This window comes from Kitasatospora sp. NPDC056446 (genome assembly GCF_042796115.1).
Classification (GTDB): domain Bacteria; phylum Actinomycetota; class Actinomycetes; order Streptomycetales; family Streptomycetaceae; genus Kitasatospora.
This window is the reverse complement of the sequence record NZ_JBHTRF010000041.1, coordinates 17,228-34,881: the sequence shown is the minus strand read 5'-3', so window position 1 is coordinate 34,881 and position 17,654 is coordinate 17,228. Positions and strand designations below refer to the sequence as shown.

15 protein-coding genes are annotated in these 17,654 nt (G+C 73.4%); 3 read left to right on the top strand and 12 right to left on the bottom strand.

Features of this window, described 5'->3' with window-relative positions:
- The 4 genes from ACFQ6N_RS24455 to rimP form a co-directional block, all read right to left on the bottom strand.
- Positions 1 to 902, bottom strand: a 902-nt coding sequence (locus ACFQ6N_RS24455; RefSeq protein WP_380652838.1) for a translation initiation factor IF-2 N-terminal domain-containing protein, incomplete at its 3' end; no start/stop codon positions are given.
- Positions 903 to 1,129: 227 nt separating this feature from the next.
- Positions 1,130 to 1,423, bottom strand: a complete 294-nt coding sequence (locus ACFQ6N_RS24450; protein WP_380652760.1) for a YlxR family protein — start codon at positions 1,421 to 1,423, stop codon at positions 1,130 to 1,132.
- 105 nt (positions 1,424 to 1,528) lie between these two features.
- Positions 1,529 to 2,533, bottom strand: coding sequence for a transcription termination factor NusA (nusA, locus tag ACFQ6N_RS24445; RefSeq protein WP_380652757.1), 1,005 nt, complete (start codon positions 2,531 to 2,533; stop codon positions 1,529 to 1,531).
- 54 nt (positions 2,534 to 2,587) lie between these two features.
- Complete coding sequence (gene rimP / locus ACFQ6N_RS24440) at positions 2,588 to 3,127, bottom strand: ribosome maturation factor RimP (protein ID WP_380652754.1); 540 nt, start codon at positions 3,125 to 3,127, stop codon at positions 2,588 to 2,590.
- Positions 3,128 to 3,420: 293 nt separating this feature from the next.
- Here rimP and ACFQ6N_RS24435 point away from each other — a divergent pair, with 293 nt between their 5' ends.
- Both ACFQ6N_RS24435 and ACFQ6N_RS24430 read left to right on the top strand, forming a co-directional pair.
- Entirely contained in the window at positions 3,421 to 4,590 is a 1,170-nt protein-coding gene (locus tag ACFQ6N_RS24435; RefSeq protein WP_380652751.1) for a DUF4439 domain-containing protein, read from the top strand.
- Between the two features lie 51 nt (positions 4,591 to 4,641).
- Positions 4,642 to 5,565 (top strand): aminoglycoside phosphotransferase family protein, encoded by a 924-nt coding sequence (locus tag ACFQ6N_RS24430; RefSeq protein ID WP_380652748.1) that lies wholly within the window; start codon positions 4,642 to 4,644, stop codon positions 5,563 to 5,565.
- Positions 5,566 to 5,590: 25 nt separating this feature from the next.
- Here ACFQ6N_RS24430 and ACFQ6N_RS24425 read toward each other — a convergent pair whose 3' ends face one another.
- From ACFQ6N_RS24425 to dxr, 5 genes are all read right to left on the bottom strand, one after another.
- Positions 5,591 to 6,139, bottom strand: coding sequence for a GNAT family N-acetyltransferase (locus ACFQ6N_RS24425; protein ID WP_380652746.1), 549 nt, complete (start codon positions 6,137 to 6,139; stop codon positions 5,591 to 5,593).
- 76 nt (positions 6,140 to 6,215) lie between these two features.
- Positions 6,216 to 7,091: a GNAT family N-acetyltransferase gene (locus ACFQ6N_RS24420; protein ID WP_380652835.1), complete on the bottom strand. Its 876-nt coding sequence runs from the start codon at positions 7,089 to 7,091 to the stop codon at positions 6,216 to 6,218.
- A gap of 169 nt (positions 7,092 to 7,260) precedes the next feature.
- On the bottom strand, positions 7,261 to 8,421 hold the full coding sequence (gene ispG / locus ACFQ6N_RS24415; protein ID WP_380652743.1) for a flavodoxin-dependent (E)-4-hydroxy-3-methylbut-2-enyl-diphosphate synthase: 1,161 nt from the start codon (positions 8,419 to 8,421) through the stop codon (positions 7,261 to 7,263).
- A 143-nt stretch (positions 8,422 to 8,564) separates the two neighbouring features.
- Complete coding sequence (locus ACFQ6N_RS24410) at positions 8,565 to 9,869, bottom strand: M50 family metallopeptidase (RefSeq protein ID WP_380652741.1); 1,305 nt, start codon at positions 9,867 to 9,869, stop codon at positions 8,565 to 8,567.
- A gap of 58 nt (positions 9,870 to 9,927) precedes the next feature.
- The gene (gene dxr / locus ACFQ6N_RS24405; RefSeq protein ID WP_380652738.1) at positions 9,928 to 11,169 is read right to left on the bottom strand and encodes a 1-deoxy-D-xylulose-5-phosphate reductoisomerase; all 1,242 of its coding nucleotides are present in this window, start codon (positions 11,167 to 11,169) and stop codon (positions 9,928 to 9,930) included.
- Between the two features lie 159 nt (positions 11,170 to 11,328).
- Between dxr and ACFQ6N_RS24400 the strand changes: the two genes are divergently transcribed.
- Positions 11,329 to 11,997: an NAD(P)-binding oxidoreductase gene (locus tag ACFQ6N_RS24400; protein ID WP_380652735.1), complete on the top strand. Its 669-nt coding sequence runs from the start codon at positions 11,329 to 11,331 to the stop codon at positions 11,995 to 11,997.
- Between the two features lie 58 nt (positions 11,998 to 12,055).
- Here the strand turns inward: ACFQ6N_RS24400 and ACFQ6N_RS24395 are convergent, their stop codons facing one another.
- The 3 genes from ACFQ6N_RS24395 to ACFQ6N_RS24385 form a co-directional block, all read right to left on the bottom strand.
- Positions 12,056 to 13,498 carry an aldehyde dehydrogenase family protein gene (locus ACFQ6N_RS24395; RefSeq protein WP_380652732.1) on the bottom strand — a complete coding sequence of 481 codons (1,443 nt, stop codon included), beginning with the start codon at positions 13,496 to 13,498 and terminating at the stop codon, positions 12,056 to 12,058.
- Positions 13,499 to 13,707: 209 nt separating this feature from the next.
- Entirely contained in the window at positions 13,708 to 15,276 is a 1,569-nt protein-coding gene (locus tag ACFQ6N_RS24390) for a PucR family transcriptional regulator (RefSeq protein ID WP_380652729.1), read from the bottom strand.
- 166 nt (positions 15,277 to 15,442) lie between these two features.
- Positions 15,443 to 17,536 carry an ATP-binding protein gene (locus ACFQ6N_RS24385; protein ID WP_380652726.1) on the bottom strand — a complete coding sequence of 698 codons (2,094 nt, stop codon included), beginning with the start codon at positions 17,534 to 17,536 and terminating at the stop codon, positions 15,443 to 15,445.
- Positions 17,537 to 17,654: the final 118 nt, after the last annotated feature.

Genomic DNA, 17,654 nt, shown 5'->3' with positions numbered 1-17,654 from the left:
CCACCGGGACGCGGGGCGCCACGGTCGGCACCCGGAGCACCGGCCGGACGCGGACGGTCGCCACCGGGACGCGGAGCGCCACGGTCGGCACCCGGGGCACCGGCGGGACGCGGACGGTCGCCACCGGGACGCGGGGCGCCACGGTCGGCACCCGGAGCACCGGCCGGACGCGGACGGTCGCCACCGGGACGCGGAGCGCCACGGTCGGCACCCGGAGCACCGGCCGGACGCGGACGGTCACCACCCTGGGCGCCGCCCTGGCGACGGTCGCCGGGGCGACCCATGCCGGTGGCGCTGCCCGAGGTGAAGGGGTTGTTGCCCGGACGCGGGCCGGCCGGACGCGGGCCCGGACGGGCGCCACCGGAGGCCTGGCCACTCGGGCGCGGGGCCTGGGTGGCCGGACGCGGGGCGGCCTCGCCACCGGCCGGAGCCGGCGAGGAGAACTCGGCCGCGGGCGCGGCCGGGGCCGCCGGAGCGGCGGGACGCGCGGCCGGGCGCGGGCCCGGGGTCGGCGCACCGGGACGCGAGGCGGCGGGCGCGGCGGGAGCCGCAGGGGCGGCCTGAGCCGCGGGGGCGGCCGGAGCGGCGGGAGCCGCGGCGGCCGGAACGGGACGGGGACCGGGGGTCGCGGCAGGGCGCGGACCCGGGGTCGGGGCACCCGGCTTGGGTGCACCCGCGGCGCCTGCCGCGGGCTGGGGCGCCGCGGGCTTCCGCGGGCCAGGCTTGGCAGCGCCACCGGTGGGGGGGACACCAAGCGCGTCAGTCAACTTGCGCACGACCGGCGCCTCGATAGTCGAGGACGCCGAACGAACGAACTCACCGAGCTCGGTGAGCTTGGCCATGACGGCCTTGCTCTCCAAGCCAAGCTCCTTGGCGAGTTCATAAACCCGGACCTTAGCCACTTCACTCCTGTCTATGAGTCCGGGGGTCTCGTCCGCCGGACTGTCGCTACTTCATGGGCGTACCCATCGCGTACTCATCGCGTACTCATCGAGTGCTCATCGCAATCTCGACCTACTTCCACATCGCGAGGTACCTGACTGGTGGCACGGCGCGCGGCTGCCCGAACGCTGTGCTTTGCTGCGGTGTTCCTCCGCCGCGTGGAGCGGCGGCCGTCGCGGGAGGTGGCCTAGGAGGCTTCGCCTGCCCGCTCCCCGATGAACCCGCGGAGCCGCTCCGTGTCGAGCGTGCCCTGGAGCCGGAAGGCCCGGGGGAACGCACGACGGCGGACCGCGAGGTCGAGGCAGGCCGGATCGGGGTGCAGATGCGCGCCCCGGCCCGGCAGTGCGCCACGGGGATCGGGGACGCACTCGCCCTCGATCGCCGTGACACGCAACAGCTGGTGCTTGGCCGCTCGCTTGCGGCAGCCCACGCAGGTGCGTTCCGGGCGTGCTCGGACGTGCGTCCGGCCAGACGAAGGCAAGTCTACCCCTCCGAAGCGACATGGCGCCGCCCCGCTGATCCCGGAGGACCGGCGGGGAGGCCTACGACAACACCGATCACCGGCCGACGGCAACCCGTCGACCCGTCACTGGGGGCGGCCGTCGTCCTCCGACTGGCCCTCGGTGTCCGGTCGGATGTCGATGCGCCACCCGGTCAGACGGGCCGCCAGGCGGGCGTTCTGCCCCTCCTTGCCGATCGCCAGCGACAGCTGGTAGTCCGGCACGATCACCCGGGCGGAACGCTGGGCGGCGTCCACGATCTCCACACTGGTCACCCGCGCGGGGGACAGCGCGGCGGCGACCATCTCGCGGGGGTCCTCCGACCAGTCCACGATGTCGATCTTCTCGCCGTGCAGCTCGCCCATCACCGCGCGCACCCGGGCGCCCATCGGGCCGATGCAGGCGCCCTTGGCGTTCAGCCCGGACCGGCGCGACCAGACCGCGATCTTGGTGCGGTGGCCGGCCTCACGCGCGATGGCGGCGATCTCCACGCTGCCGTCCGCGATCTCCGGGACCTCCAGCGCGAACAGCTTGCGCACCAGGTTGGGGTGGGTGCGCGACAGCGTCACCGAAGCCCCGCGCACGCCGCGGCGGACCGCCACCACGTAGCACTTCAGCCGGGTGCCGTGCCGGTAGTCCTCGCCCGGGACCTGCTCCTGCGGCGGCAGGATGGCCTCCAGCTTGCCGATGTCGACCAGCACGCTCTTCGGGTCGTTGCCCTGCTGGACGACACCGGTGACGATGTCGCCCTCCTTGCCCGCGTACTCGCCGAAGGTCTGGTCGTCCGCGGCGTCACGCAGACGCTGCATCATGACCTGGATGCCGATGCTCGACGCGATCCGGCCGAAGCCGCTCGGGGTGTCGTCGAACTCCTTCGGCTCGACGCCCTCGTCCAGCTCGGTCGGGTCCTCCATCGCCCACACCGTGACATGGCCGCTCTTGCGGTCCAGGTTCACCCGGGCCCGGCGGCGCGAGCCCTCGGTGCGGTGGTACGCGGTGAGGAGGGCGGACTCGATGGACTCGACCAGCAGGTCGAAAGGGATGTTCTTCTCGTTGACCAGCGTGCGCAGGGCACTCATGTCGATGTCCACGGCTACGCCTCCTCGTCTTTCGTCACGTTCGTCATGGTCGTACGGCACCGGGGCTCACTCGGCGCCGTCGTCCCCCTCGTCGAAGTCGGCGGCCTCGTCCAGGAGCTTCTCGTCTTCCTTGCGGTTGAACTCGACCTGGACCCGGGCCCGGGCCACCTCGCCGTACTCGAGACGGCGCTCCTTCGGACGGCCGCGGCCCTTCACCGGCTGCACCTCGACCAGCGCGCCGTCCTCGTCGGCCTCCAGCACCCGGGCGACGATCTCCCCGCCGTCGACCAGGTGGATCGCGGCCAGCCGGCCCTCCGCGCGCTGCCAGTGCCGGGGCAGCAGCAGCGGCCGCTCCGCACCGGGCGAACCGACCTCCAGCAGGTAGGCGTCGTCCCCCATCAGGTCCGACTCGTCCAGCGCCTCGCCGACCACCCGGCTGAACTCGGCGATGGCGTCCATGTCCACACCGCCGTCGGTGTCGACGTCGATCTGCACCTGCCGGCGGCTGCCCGCCTTGGTGACCCTGACGTCCTCCAGGTCCAGTCCGGCCTGCACGGCCAGCGGCTCCAGCAACGCTCGCAGCCGGTCGGTGTGGGTGGTGCTCATCCGGGTGGACTCCTCGGCCGCGTCTGCTGTTGTCAGAAGGTCGCCCCGCGCCCTCGGCGCCACACCGGGTCACGACAGCTCGGCCCAAAGCCTAGCCGGTGAAGCCCCCAACCACCGATTCCGGTCCGCCCGCCGCCGCCCGCACACCACCCACTGCGAGCAAGCTCACACCCGCCCGCCCGGGGCCCGGACAGTACGAACCGGGCCCGGGAACGTGGGGATTCTGTAATCATTCACGCCTACGAGGGCAGTCGGGGAGGCCGTCCTCCCGTCCACGCTCCGGAGTGACCCCGATGCAGCCGCCCAGCCGACGGACCTTCCTGGCCCTCGGACTGCTCACCCTCACCGCCTGCACCGCCGACCGCACCGGCCCCACCCCCGGCGGCGCCGGCCTGCGCCCCGACCCGGACGCCCCGGTACGGCTCCGCGCGATCGCCGCGACCGACGCCCTGCTCGCCGGGTACGACGCCCTGCCCGCGGCGCCCGGCACCCGGACCGCCGACCTGCGCGCCGAGAACGCCCGGCACCGCGCCGCGCTCGCCGAGGGCCTGCCCGCGTCCGCCGTGCCGTCACCGTCCGTGACCACCTCCCCGTCACCCACCCCCGGCACCGCGTCCGCCTCCACCGCTCCCCCGTCCGCCGCCGGCCTGGCCGAGTCGGAGCTGCGGACCGCCGAGGCCCACCTCGCCGACCTGGACGCCGCCGGACCGGCCCTCGCCCGGCTGCTCGCCTCGGTCGCCGCCGCCCACACGCTCCACGCCGTGGCGCTGGGCGCCCCCGCGCCCGCACCCGCCCCGCCGGTCGCCGCCCCGCCCACCTCCTCCCCCACGGCAGCCCCCTCGGCCACCCCGTCGGCCACCCTGTCGACCGCTCCCACCGCCGTCCCGACCCCGGCCGCCCGCACCGCCCTCCAGGACGCCCTCGGCGCCGAACACGCCGCCGTCTACGGCTACGGCGTCGTCGGCGCCCGCCTCCCCGACGACCCCCAGCGCACCGACGCCCGCACCGCCTACGCGGCCCACCAGGCCCAGCGCGACGTCTGGCAGCGGCTGCTCACCGCCTCCGGCGCCACCCCCGCGCCCGCCGCCGGGGGCTACCGGCTCCCCTTCCCGGTCACCTCCGCGGCGGACGCCGGCCGGCTCGCCGCCCACCTGGAGACCCGCCTGACCACCGTGTACGCCGACCTGGTCGCCGACCTCCCGGCCCCGCACCGCCGCACCGCCGCCACCGCCCTGCGCGACTGCGCCCTGCGCGCCCACCGCTGGGGCGCCCCCGACCAGCCCTTCCCGGGCATCCCCGACCCGGTCCCCACGCCCACGCCGACGCCCACTCCGACGGGCACCGGCACCGCCACCGGCACGGCTCCGGCCACCCCGACGAGCACCGGTCCGGCGACCCCGACGGGCACCGGAACGGCCACCGACCCGACCGCCCGGACCGCCCGGACGGCCGCCGACGGCTGACCCCCGGGGCACCCACCGGGCGGTTTCCGCCCCATCCCCGACAATGGACCCATGTCGGGAGCCGCACCCACCATCACCGTCCCCACCTGGCTGACGCACACCGTCACCGCCGCCCACGGCGAGGCCGGCCGCGCCTGGCTCGCCACCCTCCCCGCCACGGCGGCCGCTCACCTCGCCGACTGGGACCTCACCCTGGAACGCACCCTCGACCCCGGCGGCAGCCTCAGCCTGATCGCGTACGTACACCGCGACGACCTCTCCCCGGCCGTCCTCAAGACCGGTCTGCTCACCCCCGAGACCGCCCACGAGCACACCGCCCTCACCCACTGGGCCGGTCGCGGCGCCGTCCTCCTCCTCGACGCCGACCCCGCCGCGGGCGTCCTGCTCCTGGAGCGCCTGCACGGCGGGATCCCGCTCCGCTCGCTCGCCGAGCCCAAGGCCATGCTGGAGGCCACCAGCCTGCTGCACCGCCTCTGGGTGGAGCTCCCCGGGGACCACCCCTTCCCCGGCCTCGACGGGCGGGTGGACGCCACCGCGGCCCGCGCCGGGGAGCAGCGGGCCCACCCCGCCGCGGCCGCCGCCCAGGCGCTGATCGACGAGGCCCTGGAGACCGCCCGGGGCCTGGCCGGCTCCGCCGGGGAGTCCTTCCTCCTGCACGGCGACTTCCACCACGGCAACGTCCTCGCCGCCGACCGGTCCCCCTGGCTGGCCATCGACCCGCGCCCCCTCGCCGGTGAGCGCGCCTACGACCTGGCCCGCCTCGCCGTGGACCGCGCCGACACCCTGCTCGGCTCCCCCGGCGTCCCCGCCGCCCTCCGCCGCCGGCTCGGTCAGCTGTCCGATGCCCTCGACATCGACCGGGACCGGCTCCGCGGCTGGGCCCTGTTCCGCTCCGTCGACCTGGCCCTGCGCGCCCTCACGGCGGCCCGCCACGAGGACGCCGAGCTCTACCTCGAACTCGCCGACGCGCTCTGAGACCGCCCGGCCCGGGCGGTCCCGCTCAGTCCGCCGCGCCCCGCAGCGGCAACCGGGCCCCCATCACCGCGTACAGCCGGTCCGTCGCCGGGAAGTGCACCGCCCGCGCCAGGTCCTGGTAGCCCAGCGCCCGGTACAGCCGCCGGGCCGGCGTCTCCGCGTCGATCGCCGACAGGATGCTCCGGTCCAGCCCCGACCGCTCGCACAGCGTGCGGATGATCCGCGAGCCGACCCCCTGCCCCTGGAACTCCGGCAGCACGTGCAGCTCGGTGACGGCGAACACCCCGTCCAGCCAGTCCTCGTGGCCACGCGCGGTCAGATAGGGCTCGATCACCGTGCTCCACCAGTGCTCCCGGTGGTTGGGCATCCCGTAGCCGAACCCGACCAGCCGCCCGCCGCTGAACGCCCCGAGGGCGATCACGCCCGGCTGCCGGGCGTGCCGCCCGACGATGTGCAGCCGTACGGCGACCTCCTCGGGCGTGAGCCCGAACGCCACCGCCTGGACCTCCAGCGCCTGCGGCGCCCGGTCCGCAAGGTCGATGGCCCCGATCGTCACCCCGGTCAGCTGATCCATGCTCCGGACGTTACTACCAGCGGCCCCGCGACGCGGCCGAAGATCGGAACAGACCCGCCCGCCCGGGGCCGCGCCGTCAGAACAGCACGCTCATGAACGCGCCGACCTCCCGGAACCCCACCCGCCGATAGGCCGCCCTGGCCCGCAGGTTGTAGTCGTTGACGTAGAGCGACACCACCGGCGCCACCTCCCGCAGCGCGATGTCCAGGACCGCCGCCATCCCCGTCTCGGACAGCCCCTGCCCCCGGTGCTCCGGAGCGACCCAGACCCCCTGGATCTGGCAGGCGCCCTCGGTCACGGCACCGACCTCCGCCTTGAAGACGACCTGCCCGTCCGCCCCGAACCGCGCGAACGACCGCCCGGTGGAGACCAGTTCGGCAACCCGGGCCTGGTAGAGCAGCCCGCCGTCACCCGCCAGCGGCGACACCCCGACCTCCTCGGTGAACATCGCCACGCAGGCGGGCATCAGGGCCTCCACCTCACTGCGCCGCACCCGCCGCACCAGCGGATCCGGGGCGATCTCCGCCGACGGCACCGAGGTGGCCAACAGCGGCTGGTGGGCCCGGACTTCACGCGCCGGCCCCCAACTGCGCTCCAGCAGCGCCCAGAACGCCGCGGTGGCCTCGGCCGGGCCGACGACCGAGGAGCAGCGCCGCCCCTGCCGGCGGGCCCGCTCGGCGAACGCCGCGACGGCCGCGGGCCCGGCGCCGACCAGGACGAGGTTCGCCCCGGCGTAGCACAGGGCGTCCAGGACGCCGTCCCCGTCGTACCAGCCCCACATCTCCCCGCCGAGCCGCCACGGGTCCAGCCCGACGGCCTCGACCCGGGTCGCGACGAAGGCGTTGGCGACCGGGTCGCGGTGGAGGATCTCCAGGGCGTCCGCGAGGTCGGGCGGCTCCAGCACGCGGGTGGTGGCCAGGGCCCGGGCGGCCTGGAAGGAGCTCGGGAGCATCACACCTCGATCGAGCATCGAGACAGCACCTCACTGAGACGACTCTGGCCGCACCCTACTCCGTGGCCCCACCCGGCTACGGCCGCGGGGCCGTCCGCTAACGGACGGCCCCGCTTCCGGAAGACAACACGCGGGAACCCCGCGCCATTCAGGACGAACTACGGGAGCGTCACTCCCCCGCGACCACCGTCGGCGCCCCCGCCTCGACGCCCGCCGCCTGCATCTGCTCGGCGAGCTTGAGCGCCTCCTCGATCAGGGTCTCGACGATCTTCGACTCGGGCACGGTCTTGATGACCTCGCCCTTGACGAAGATCTGGCCCTTGCCGTTGCCGGAGGCGACGCCCAGGTCGGCCTCGCGCGCCTCGCCCGGGCCGTTGACGACGCAGCCCATGACGGCCACCCGCAGCGGCACCTCCATGCCCTCCAGGCCGGCGGTGACCTCCTCGGCGAGCTTGTAGACGTCCACCTGGGCCCGGCCGCAGGACGGGCAGGAGACGATCTCCAGACCGCGCTCGCGCAGCCCGAGCGACTCCAGGATCTGGTTGCCGACCTTGATCTCCTCGGCCGGCGGGGCGGAGAGCGAGACCCGGATGGTGTCGCCGATGCCCTCGGCGAGCAGCGCGCCGAAGGCGACCGCCGACTTGATGGTGCCCTGGAAGGCCGGACCGGCCTCGGTCACCCCGAGGTGCAGCGGGTAGTCGCAGGCGGCGGCGAGCTGGCGGTAGGCGTTGATCATCACGACCGGGTCGTTGTGCTTGACCGAGATCTTGATGTCGCGGAAGTCGTGCTCCTCGAACAGCGAGCACTCCCACAGCGCGGACTCGACCAGCGCCTCCGGGGTGGCCCGGCCGTACTTCTCCATCAGGCGCTTGTCGAGCGAGCCGGCGTTGACGCCGATCCGGATCGGCACGCCCGCGCCCTTGGCGGCCTTGGCGATCTCGCCGACCTTGTCGTCGAAGGCCTTGATGTTGCCCGGGTTCACGCGCACCGCGGCACAGCCGGCGTCGATCGCGGCGAAGACGTACTTCGGCTGGAAGTGGATGTCCGCGATGACCGGGATCTGCGACTTCTTCGCGATGATCGGCAGCGCGTCGGCGTCGTCCTGCGAGGGCACGGCCACCCGGACGATCTGGCAGCCGGACGCGGTGAGCTGGGCGATCTGCTGCAGCGTCGCGTTGATGTCCGAGGTCACGGTGGTGGTCATCGACTGCACCGAGACCGGTGCGTCGCCGCCGACCGGTACGTTGCCGACCATGATCTGCCGGGAGTAGCGGCGCTTGGCCAGCGGCTTGAGCGGCAGGGACGGAATACCGAGCGAGATCGCGGTCATGTGCGCAGGGTTCCCCGGGGTTGAGGTGTGGTCGACCACCCCGCCGTTGGAACGGCCGGGGCCGGGCGCGCTGGGATCGCGCGCCCGGCCTCCACGGTACGGCACGGCAACGGGCCCCAGCACACCCGCGGTACCCGAACGCCCTAGCCGATCTTCACCGGGTTCACCAGGTCGGCGACCATCACCAGCAGGGTGAAGCCGATGAAGACGCTGGCCACCACGTACGCGACCGGCATCAGCTTGGCGACGTCGAACGGGCCGGGATCGGGCCGCCTGAACAGCTGTGCGAACCGACGCCGGACCGACTCCCAGACCGCGCCGGCGATGTGGCCGCCGTCCAGCGGCAGCAGCGGCAGCATGTTGAACAGGAAGAGCGACAGGTTGATGCCGGCCAGCAGGTTCACGAAGATCACGACCCGCTGGGTGGCCGACTCGTCGAGGGAGAACACCTCTCCGCTGACCCGGGCCGCGCCGACCATGCCGATCGGCGAGTCCGGGTCGCGCGGGGCGTCGCCGACGACGGCGTTCCACAGGCCGGGGATCTTGCCGGGCAGGGCCGCCAGCGACTTCACGCCGTTCTCGCCCATGTCGTACATCCGGTCGAGGGACTGCCCGAAGGTCTGCTGGACGTCCTCCCTCTTGGGGGTGAACCCGAGGAAGCCCGCCTGCACGGTCTGGCCCTTCACCGGCACGCCCGCGGCGTCGTACTTCTGCACGTCGTTGACGGCGATGGTGGGCTTCAGCGTGAGCTGTTCGCCCCCGCGCTCCACCACGACCTCCACCTGCTTGCCCGCCGACTTGCGGATGTCCGCCTGGAGCTGGTCGTAGGTGCGGATCCGGTCGCCGTCGAAGGAGAGCACCTTGTCGCCCTGGCGCAGGCCCACCTCGTTGGCCGGGGTCTTGGGCGCGTCGGCGGGGCAGGTGTCGGTGGGCTGGCCTGCCTTGACCACGCAGGCGGCGACCGAGCCGATGGTCGGCACCGCCGTCGGGATGCCGAAGCCCATCATGACCGTCAGGAAGAGCCCGAAGGACAGGACCAGGTTCATGAACGGCCCGGCGAACATGACGATGACGCGCTTCCACGGCTTGCGGGTGTAGAAGAGCCGGTCCTCGTCACCCTCCTGGAGCTCCTCGTACGAGGCCTCCCGGGCGTCCTCGATCATGGTCCGCCACGGCGAACTGCTGCGCTTGGTGATCCGGCCGTCCTCGCCCGGCGGAAACATCCCGATCATCCGGATGTACCCGCCGAACGGGATCGCCTTGATGCCGTACTCGGTCTCGCCCTTCCTCCGCGACCACAGGGTCGGGCCGAAGCCGACCATGTACTGCGGCACCCGGATGCCGAACAGCTTGGCCGTCGAGAGGTGGCCGAGCTCGTGCCAGGCGATCGAGACGAGCAGCCCGATGACGAAGACCAGGATGCCGACCACCGTCAAAACCGTTGTCACCGCTGGTCCTCCGTCATTGCGCTCCGCTCATCGTCCGGTCCTACCGCGATCGTGTCCGTCAGCCCGCCGCCAGCTCGCGGGCCCGGGCGCGCGCCCAGTCCTCCGCGTGCAGGACGTCCTCGACCGTCAGGGAAGTTCCCGACGCCGCCGAACCGCCGCGCTGTCCGTGCTCGGCCACGACCTTGGCAACAGTGTCCACGATCCCGGTGAAGGCGAGGCGCCCCTTCAGGAACGCCTCCACGCACTCCTCGTTCGCCGCATTGAACACCGCCGGGGCGGTTCCGCCCAGGGTGCCCACCTCACGGGCCAGTTCGACCGCCGGGAAAGCCTCGTCGTCCAGCGGGAAGAACTCCCAGGTGGCGGCCTTCGTCCAGTCGCACCCGGGGGCCGCGTCCGGCACCCGGTCCGGCCAGCCCAGGCCCAGCGCGATCGGCATCCGCATGTCCGGCGGACTGGCCTGCGCCAGCGTCGAACCGTCCGTGAACTCCACCATCGAATGCACCACCGACTGCGGGTGGACCACGACCTCGATCCGCTCGAAGGGCACGTCGTACAGCAGGTGCGCCTCGATCACCTCCAGGCCCTTGTTGACCAGGGTCGCCGAGTTGATCGTGACGACCGGGCCCATCGCCCAGGTCGGGTGCGCCAGCGCCTCCTGCGGGGTCACCCCGGCCAGCTGCTCACGGGTACGGCTGCGGAACGGGCCGCCACTGGCGGTCACCACCAGCTTGCGCACCTCGGCCCGGGTCCCGCCGGCCAGCGCCTGGAACAGCGCGGCGTGCTCGGAGTCCACCGGCACGATCTGGCCCGGCCGCGCCACCGCCTTCACCAGCGGGCCGCCGACGATCAGCGACTCCTTGTTGGCCAGCACCAGCACCCGGCCGGCCGCCAGCGCGGCCAGCGTCGGCCGCAGCCCGATCGACCCGGTGATCCCGTTCAGCACCGAGTGGCACTCCATGCCCGCCAGCTCCGTCGCCGCGTCCGGGCCCGCCAGCACGGCCGGCAGCGCACGGCCCGCCGCCTTCGCCGCCAGCGCCTCGCGCAGGGCCGGCTCCGCCGCCGGATCGGCCACCGCCACGGTGTGCACGCCCAGCCGCAGCGCCTGCTCGGCCAGCAGCTCCACCCGGCCGCCCGCCGCCGACAGCGCGACCACCCGGAAGCGGTCCGGGTTGCGGAGCACCACGTCGATCGCCTGGGTGCCGATCGACCCGGTCGAACCGAGGATCACCAGCTCCCGGGGGCCGGAGGGGTCCGCCACGATGGGCGTGAAGTGCGACTGCGGATGGGCGAGCGACGTCATGGGCCCATTGTGTCCTGTCCGCGGCCGTGCCCCGCCCGCGACGGCGCCCCGCCCCCCGGGGGGGACGAGCCGCCACTCCCCCGGCCTCCCCAGGACGACCCGGCACCGCCCCGCCACTCCCCAGGACGACCCGGCGCTCCCCGGGCTACCGTCGGAGCCATGCGTACCGTCATCGCCGGAGGCCACGGACAGATCGCGCTGGCACTGGAACGGCTGCTCGCCGCACGCGGCGAACGCCCCGCCGGGATCATCCGCCGCCCCGAACAGGCCCAGGACCTGCTCGACGCCGGAGCCGAGCCGCTGCTGCTCGACCTGGAGGACACCACCGCCGCACGGCTCGCCGAAGCGCTCGCCGGCGCCGACGCGGTCGTCTTCGCCGCCGGCGCCGGACCGGGCAGCGGCGCCGCCCGCAAGAACACCGTCGACCGCGACGCCGCCGTACTCCTCGCCGACGCCGCCGAACTCGCCGGCGTCCGCCGCTACCTGATCGTCTCCTCGATGGGCGCCGACGCCGACGCCCGCCACCCCGCCGACGAGGTCTTCGAGACCTACCTGCGCGCCAAGGGCGCCGCCGACGACGCCGTACGGGCCCGGACCGCCCTGGACTGGACCGTCCTGCGCCCCGGACGGCTCACCGACGGCCCCGGCACCGGCCTGGTCCGCCTCGCCCCCTCGGTCGCGCGCGGTGCCGTCGACCGGGCCGACGTGGCCGCCGTCCTCGCCGCACTGCTGCGCGAACCCGGCACGGCCGGCCTCACCCTGGAACTGGTCGCCGGGAACGCCACCGTCGAGGAGGCCGTCGCCGCAGCGGCCGGGCACGACCGCTGAACGCGACGCGGGGCCCGGTTCGACGAACCGGGCCCCGCGTCGGTCGCTCTGCGGACCGTCAGAGGTCGAGGCCGGTCAGGACCAGGACCTTCTCGACGGTGTAGTCGTCCATCGCGTACTTGACGCCCTCACGGCCGACGCCCGAGTCCTTGACGCCGCCGTACGGCATCTGGTCGGCGCGGTAGGACGGCGCGTCGCCGATGATCACACCGCCGACCTCCAGCTCCCGGTGCGCCCGGAACGCGGTCTGCAGGTCGTGCGTGAACACGCCCGCCTGCAGGCCGAACGCCGAGTCGTTGACGGCCGCGAAGGCCTCGTCCACGCCGTCGACCCGGTGCAGCGACAGGACCGGGCCGAACACCTCGGCCTTGGCCAGGATCGCGTCCCCGGGCAGCTCGGCCAGCACCGTCGGGGCGTAGGTCGCGCCCTCGCGGGTGCCGCCGGTCAGCACCTTGGCGCCCTTGGCGACCGCGTCCTCCACCCAGGACTCCACCCGCTTCGCGGCGTTCTCGTCGACCAGCGGGCCGACGTCCGTCGCGTCGTCGTTCGGGTCACCGGTGACCTGGGCCTTCACCTTGGCCACGACCTTCTCCACCAGCGCGTCGTACACCGACGCGTCGGCGATCACCCGCTGCACCGAGATGCAGGACTGGCCGCCCTGGTAGTTGGCGAACATCGCGATCCGGGTGGCCGCCCAGTCCAGGTCGGCCTCCGAGGACCAGTCCGCGAGCACCACGGCCGCAGCGTTGCCGCCCAGCTCCAGGGTGCAGTGCTTGCGCGGCACCGAGTCCATGATCTGGTAGCCGACCTTGTCCGAACCGGTGAACGAGATCACCGGCAGGCGCTCGTCCCGCACCAGCTCCGGCATCCGGTCGTTCGGCACCGTCAGGATCGACCAGGAACCGGCCGGCAGGTCCGTCTCGGCCAGGATCTCGCCCAGCACCATCGCCGACAGCGGGGTCGCCGGGGCCGGCTTCAGGATGATCGGGGCACCGACCGCGATCGCCGGCGCGACCTTGTGCGCGACCAGGTTCAGCGGGAAGTTGAACGGGGCGATCCCCAGCACCACACCGCGCGGGAAGCGGCGCACCACCGCGAAACGGCCCACGCCGCCCGGGTCGGTGTCCAGCCGCATCGTCTCGCCGTTGGTGCGGCGCGCCTCCTCGGCGGCCCAACGGAACACCGACACCGCGCGGCCGATCTCGCCACGGGCCCACTTGATCGGCTTGCCGTTCTCGGCGGTGATCAGCCGGGCGAGCTCCTCGGTCCGCTCCGCCAGCCGCTTCGCCACGTGGTCCAGGGCGGCGGCACGCTGGTGCGCCGGGGTCGCGGCGAACACCGGCAGCGCGGCCACGGCGGCGTCCAGCGCCTCCTCGACCTGGGCCTCGGTCGGGATGCTCACCCTGCCGACCAGACGGCCGTCCCAGCTGTTGTGCACCTCGAAGTCGGCGTCACCGCTCGCCCGGCGGCCGGCAAGCCAGAAATCGTACGTGGTGGTCACCGTGGTACCGGCCCTCTCCTCGTCCTCGTACGGCCCGCACGGACGTGGGACCAGAACCCGAGGGTAGGGGGGTCGGCGCACCCACCGGATTGGCCGACTAGGAGCGTTCGACGGCGAGGCCACTCCACCACGTCCACCACGTCCACCACGTCCGGGCCCTCCGGGCCGGCGCTCCGCCCGGCGGCCTGCCCGGCGCCCACTCCTCGCTGCTACTCCTCGCCGGAACGCAGTGCCAGCCACAGCTCCATGCGCACGTCCGTGTCGTCCAACGAACGCCCCAGCAACTCCTCCACCCGCCGCATCCGGTAGCGCAGCGTGTGCCGGTGCACCCCCAGATCGGCCGCCGCCGCGTCCCACTGGCCGTGCCTGGACAGCCACGCCCGCAACGAGGCCACCAGGTCGCCACGGGCCGTCCGGTCGTGCTCGCGCAACGGCCGCAGCAGCCCCTCCGCGAACGCCGTCACCGCGTCCTCCCCCAGCAGCGGCAACAGCGAACCCGCGCCGACCTCCTCGTGGTCCACCGACCGGCGGCCACCCCGCAACGCCACCGCCAGCGCCCGCTCGGCCTGCGCGTGCGCCGTCCCGGCCTCCTCCAACGCGGCCGGCGCCGACACCCCCAGCGACAGGCCCTCGTGCTCCTCCACCGCGCCCAGACACGCCCGGTGCACCGCGCCGTTGTCCAGCGCCAACACCATCAACCGCGGCCCGTGCGCGCCGTCCTCCCGCGCCACCAGCAGCTTCTCGCCCACCCGGGCACCCGCCTGCTCCGCCCGGTCGCCCAACTCCCCGAGCGCCTCCGCGGCATCCGCGTTCGCCGCCCCGGCCCCCGCCACCAGGACCCGTATCGTCCCCTCCGGCATACCGCCGAACAGCCCCACCGCCACCTGCCGGGCCGTCGCCACCTCCCCGGCCAGCACCATCCGCAGCAGCGCCGCGCCCATCCGCTCCTCCGCCTGCCGCAGCTCGCGCGAACGCTCCAGCGTGAGGGTCAGCAGCGCCACCGCCGCGTTCAGCACATACCGCTCGGTCGGCGTGATCCGGTCCTCGGTCCCGACCGCCAGGAACCCCCGGGCCCGCCGGTCCGCCCCCAGCGACTGGACCACCACGTAGTCCTCGTCCGCCGTGTCTATCCCCGGCGCCCGCCCCTGCAACGCGGCACTCGACGGCGCCGGCCGCCGACGCAGCCGGTCCACCTCCGCCGCCAGCCGCCCGGCCCGACGCGCCGCCCAGTCCGGCGCCACCACCGACAACGCGCCCGACCCGTCGTACAGCGCCGCCCAGCCCCCCAGCCGCGCCGCCAGCCGACGCACCACAGCCGTCGTACCGTCCTTGCCCAGCGCCGCCCGGGTCAGCTCCTCCTGCGCCTCGAAGCTGGTCGTCACCGCCTCGTACTGCTCCGCGGCCAACGCCGCGGACACCACCTTGCTGATCGCGATGAACGGCGTCGGCTCCGGCACCCGCAACAACGGCAACCCGCGCTGCGCCGCCGCGTCCACCAACGGCTGCGGCACCTCCGTGTGCGACAGCCCCACCCCGAGCCCCAGCCCCACCACCCCGGCATCGGCCAGCCGGTGCACGTACGCCTGCAACCGCGCCGCCGTACGGCCCAGCTTGATACCGGTGGTGAGCAGCAGCTCCCCACCCTCCAGGAACGGCGTCGGGTCGTCCAGCTCACTGGTGTGCACCCAGCGGACCGGCCGCTCCAAGTGGTCCGCGCCGGCCAGGACCGTCAGATGGAGCGAACTGTTGCGGACAACGGAGGCGAGTGTGGGGGGCATGGCACCTTCGGGGGGATCGACCTGACCGCGCCATTGCGACCGGGCGAGGAGAGGGACATGGGACTGGTGAGGGTCTCTCCCCTTCATTATGGACGCCCCGGACAACCCGCACTGCCGAATCCACCTCGAAGGCGACTTCCGCCCCAGGCCGCCGAACGCCCCCGGCTCAGCCCCGCAGATCCACCAGCAACGGCGGCACCTGCTCCCCCGACACCGCCGTCAACGACACCACGGCATGCCCCGCCGGCAACGCGTGCGCCAGATCCGACGGCGACCACCGCAACCGCTCCACCTCCCGCGTCGTCACCGACTCCGTCTGCGCCGTCGTCCCCGACAACGCCTTCCGCCCGACCCGCCCCGCCCGCTTGATGACCCCACCGGACGTGTCGGGGGTGTGGGTGACGACCGTTTCGTGGACAACGTGCGTACCCCAGGCCTCGGAGAAGAACTTCCCGTCCCACGGGGCAATGCCGGGGAAGACCATCCGGCAGCCCACGGCTCCGAACAGGGGAGTCCTCAAGGCCTCCGGCAAGTCCATCAAGGTACGAAGAAGGAGTACCGCACCCGCGTTGGAGCCTCTCATTCGCTGAAGACCACGGACGGTGTTCGCATCCAACGCGGCAGACGCGTCATCCACGACAAGGCCGGCGAACAGCGAACGGTCCTCACGGGACGCCGCCGCGATGACGAACTGTCCGACGACAAGACGCGAGAGGATCCGGGCCGCCTCGGGGTGACTCCGCTCGGGCAGCTTCACCCGTACACGGAGTGGGTGATCGAGCGCGCGCATGGCAAAGGGCAGGCGACCTGTGCCGTCCGTGGCGAACGCCCCTGTGAATGCCGGGCGGTCGAGCAGTCCGAGACGATCCGCCAGCAGGACCCCCGGATCATCGGCGCGATCCTGCTGCCGCTGCCGGAAGTCGAGGTCCCGCTCATAAACCGGCAGTCGACCTGCTGCGCGAAGAGCCTTGACGAGCGGCTCCATCGTCTCCGGCTCTCCGGAGAGCAGTGCCCGCAGTTCACGAACGCCCGGGTAGCGCCCATAGGCAGTGTGGAACGGCCCGACCACCTGTTGAAGGGTCGTCCGGGCGCTCTCCGCGCGCGCGATCAGCTCGTCCGGCAGTAGCGCGTCGGCGAGCCTGGCAGCGGCCTCGTCCGGGTCCTGCGTCGCACCGTACAGGTCCAGCCCGTAGACGGAACCCGGCTCACCCGGAGCGATCACCACGTCGAACCAGGCATCCGGACCGAGATCCGCGTCGGATGCTCCGACCACCACCACGCAGGCCGTTCCGGCCAGTGTCTGCAGACACAAGGCCTCCGTGACCGGTCGTGCAAGTCGTGCTGTCTTACCGGTCCCCGCAGGGCCGACGGCAAGCAACGACGTCCCCAGGACAGTGGGGTCCAAGGCGAACCCGGTCGACCGATGGCCGTGCGGATTCTTCACCACGTCCTGTGTCGTACCGAGGCGCACCTGCTGCAGCAACAGGTCGTGCCATGCCGTCCGGGGCGCCAGGTCCCGGGCTTCCGACGGGTGCGAGAAAGCCGCAGCGCCTCGTGCGAGCACCTGGTCGACGAAGGCGGGGAGGAAGACGGCATCCGACTGAGCCGACTCCCAGGCACGCTGAATCCGGACGTAGTCGACGTCTCCGGCCGTCGCCTGATCCAACTTCTCTGCCGCCGACGACGCCCCACCCGTCCGTTGGGCGGTCCAGGGATCAGCGGTCGGTGCCGACTCGGAGTCCATACGGGGCCTGACCGGGCCAGGTCCCTCGTGCGTGATGGCCCGGGCGAGGACGGGGGCGACGTTCTTCCGCCACCCGGTACGTGTCAGGAACCGACGGCCGACCTCTTGCCACCGACCGGTACGCCAGAACACCGCGGCCGCGCAGCCGATGGTCACCAGGTTGATGAGAACCTGCACAGTGTTGAACTGCTCCGGCGACGTCCCGGCGAACCAGCCGAGAAGCCCCGTTGCCCACACCAGTACGAATGTGCCGATGTAGTACGTGGCAACGGTCGCGACGAGGTTCAGCGCGGCACGCCACAGCAGTTGCCCGGTAGGAACCTTCGCTTCCTCGGCCGCCGTGGGGTCGGTCCGCTTGTACCCCTGCCGGAAGATTCCCGGCGGCGCCTCCGGCCGCGGGACGGCGACCCACGCCGGGAGGTCGAAGGGGGTGGTGCCGGGGCGTTGGTGGGGCAGGGGGGTCGGGGGTCTGGTGGTGGTGTGATCGACGTGGTGGTGTGACCCGTCCTGTGCCATGTACGGCCCCGCTCCCTCGCCCGCCGGCCCGACCGCCGTCGGTGCCGCCATACCCATGCCGCCGTATCGGTGACACGCCCGCGCTCAGGGTAGTGGAGCGGGGTCTGCGGGTAGTCGT

Coding starts and splice junctions, on each gene's coding strand:
- ACFQ6N_RS24430 (WP_380652748.1), top strand. CDS start 4,642: ATGTCGGGAGCCGCACCCACCATCACCGTCCCCACCTGGCTGACGCAC.
- ACFQ6N_RS24400 (WP_380652735.1), top strand. CDS start 11,329: ATGCGTACCGTCATCGCCGGAGGCCACGGACAGATCGCGCTGGCACTG.
- rimP (WP_380652754.1), bottom strand. CDS start 3,127: ATGAGCACCACCCACACCGACCGGCTGCGAGCGTTGCTGGAGCCGCTG.
- ispG (WP_380652743.1), bottom strand. CDS start 8,421: ATGACCGCGATCTCGCTCGGTATTCCGTCCCTGCCGCTCAAGCCGCTG.
- ACFQ6N_RS24385 (WP_380652726.1), bottom strand. CDS start 17,536: ATGGCACAGGACGGGTCACACCACCACGTCGATCACACCACCACCAGA.
- ACFQ6N_RS24420 (WP_380652835.1), bottom strand. CDS start 7,091: ATGCTCCCGAGCTCCTTCCAGGCCGCCCGGGCCCTGGCCACCACCCGC.
- ACFQ6N_RS24435 (WP_380652751.1), top strand. CDS start 3,421: ATGCAGCCGCCCAGCCGACGGACCTTCCTGGCCCTCGGACTGCTCACC.
- ACFQ6N_RS24425 (WP_380652746.1), bottom strand. CDS start 6,139: ATGGATCAGCTGACCGGGGTGACGATCGGGGCCATCGACCTTGCGGAC.
- dxr (WP_380652738.1), bottom strand. CDS start 11,169: ATGACGTCGCTCGCCCATCCGCAGTCGCACTTCACGCCCATCGTGGCG.
- ACFQ6N_RS24390 (WP_380652729.1), bottom strand. CDS start 15,276: ATGCCCCCCACACTCGCCTCCGTTGTCCGCAACAGTTCGCTCCATCTG.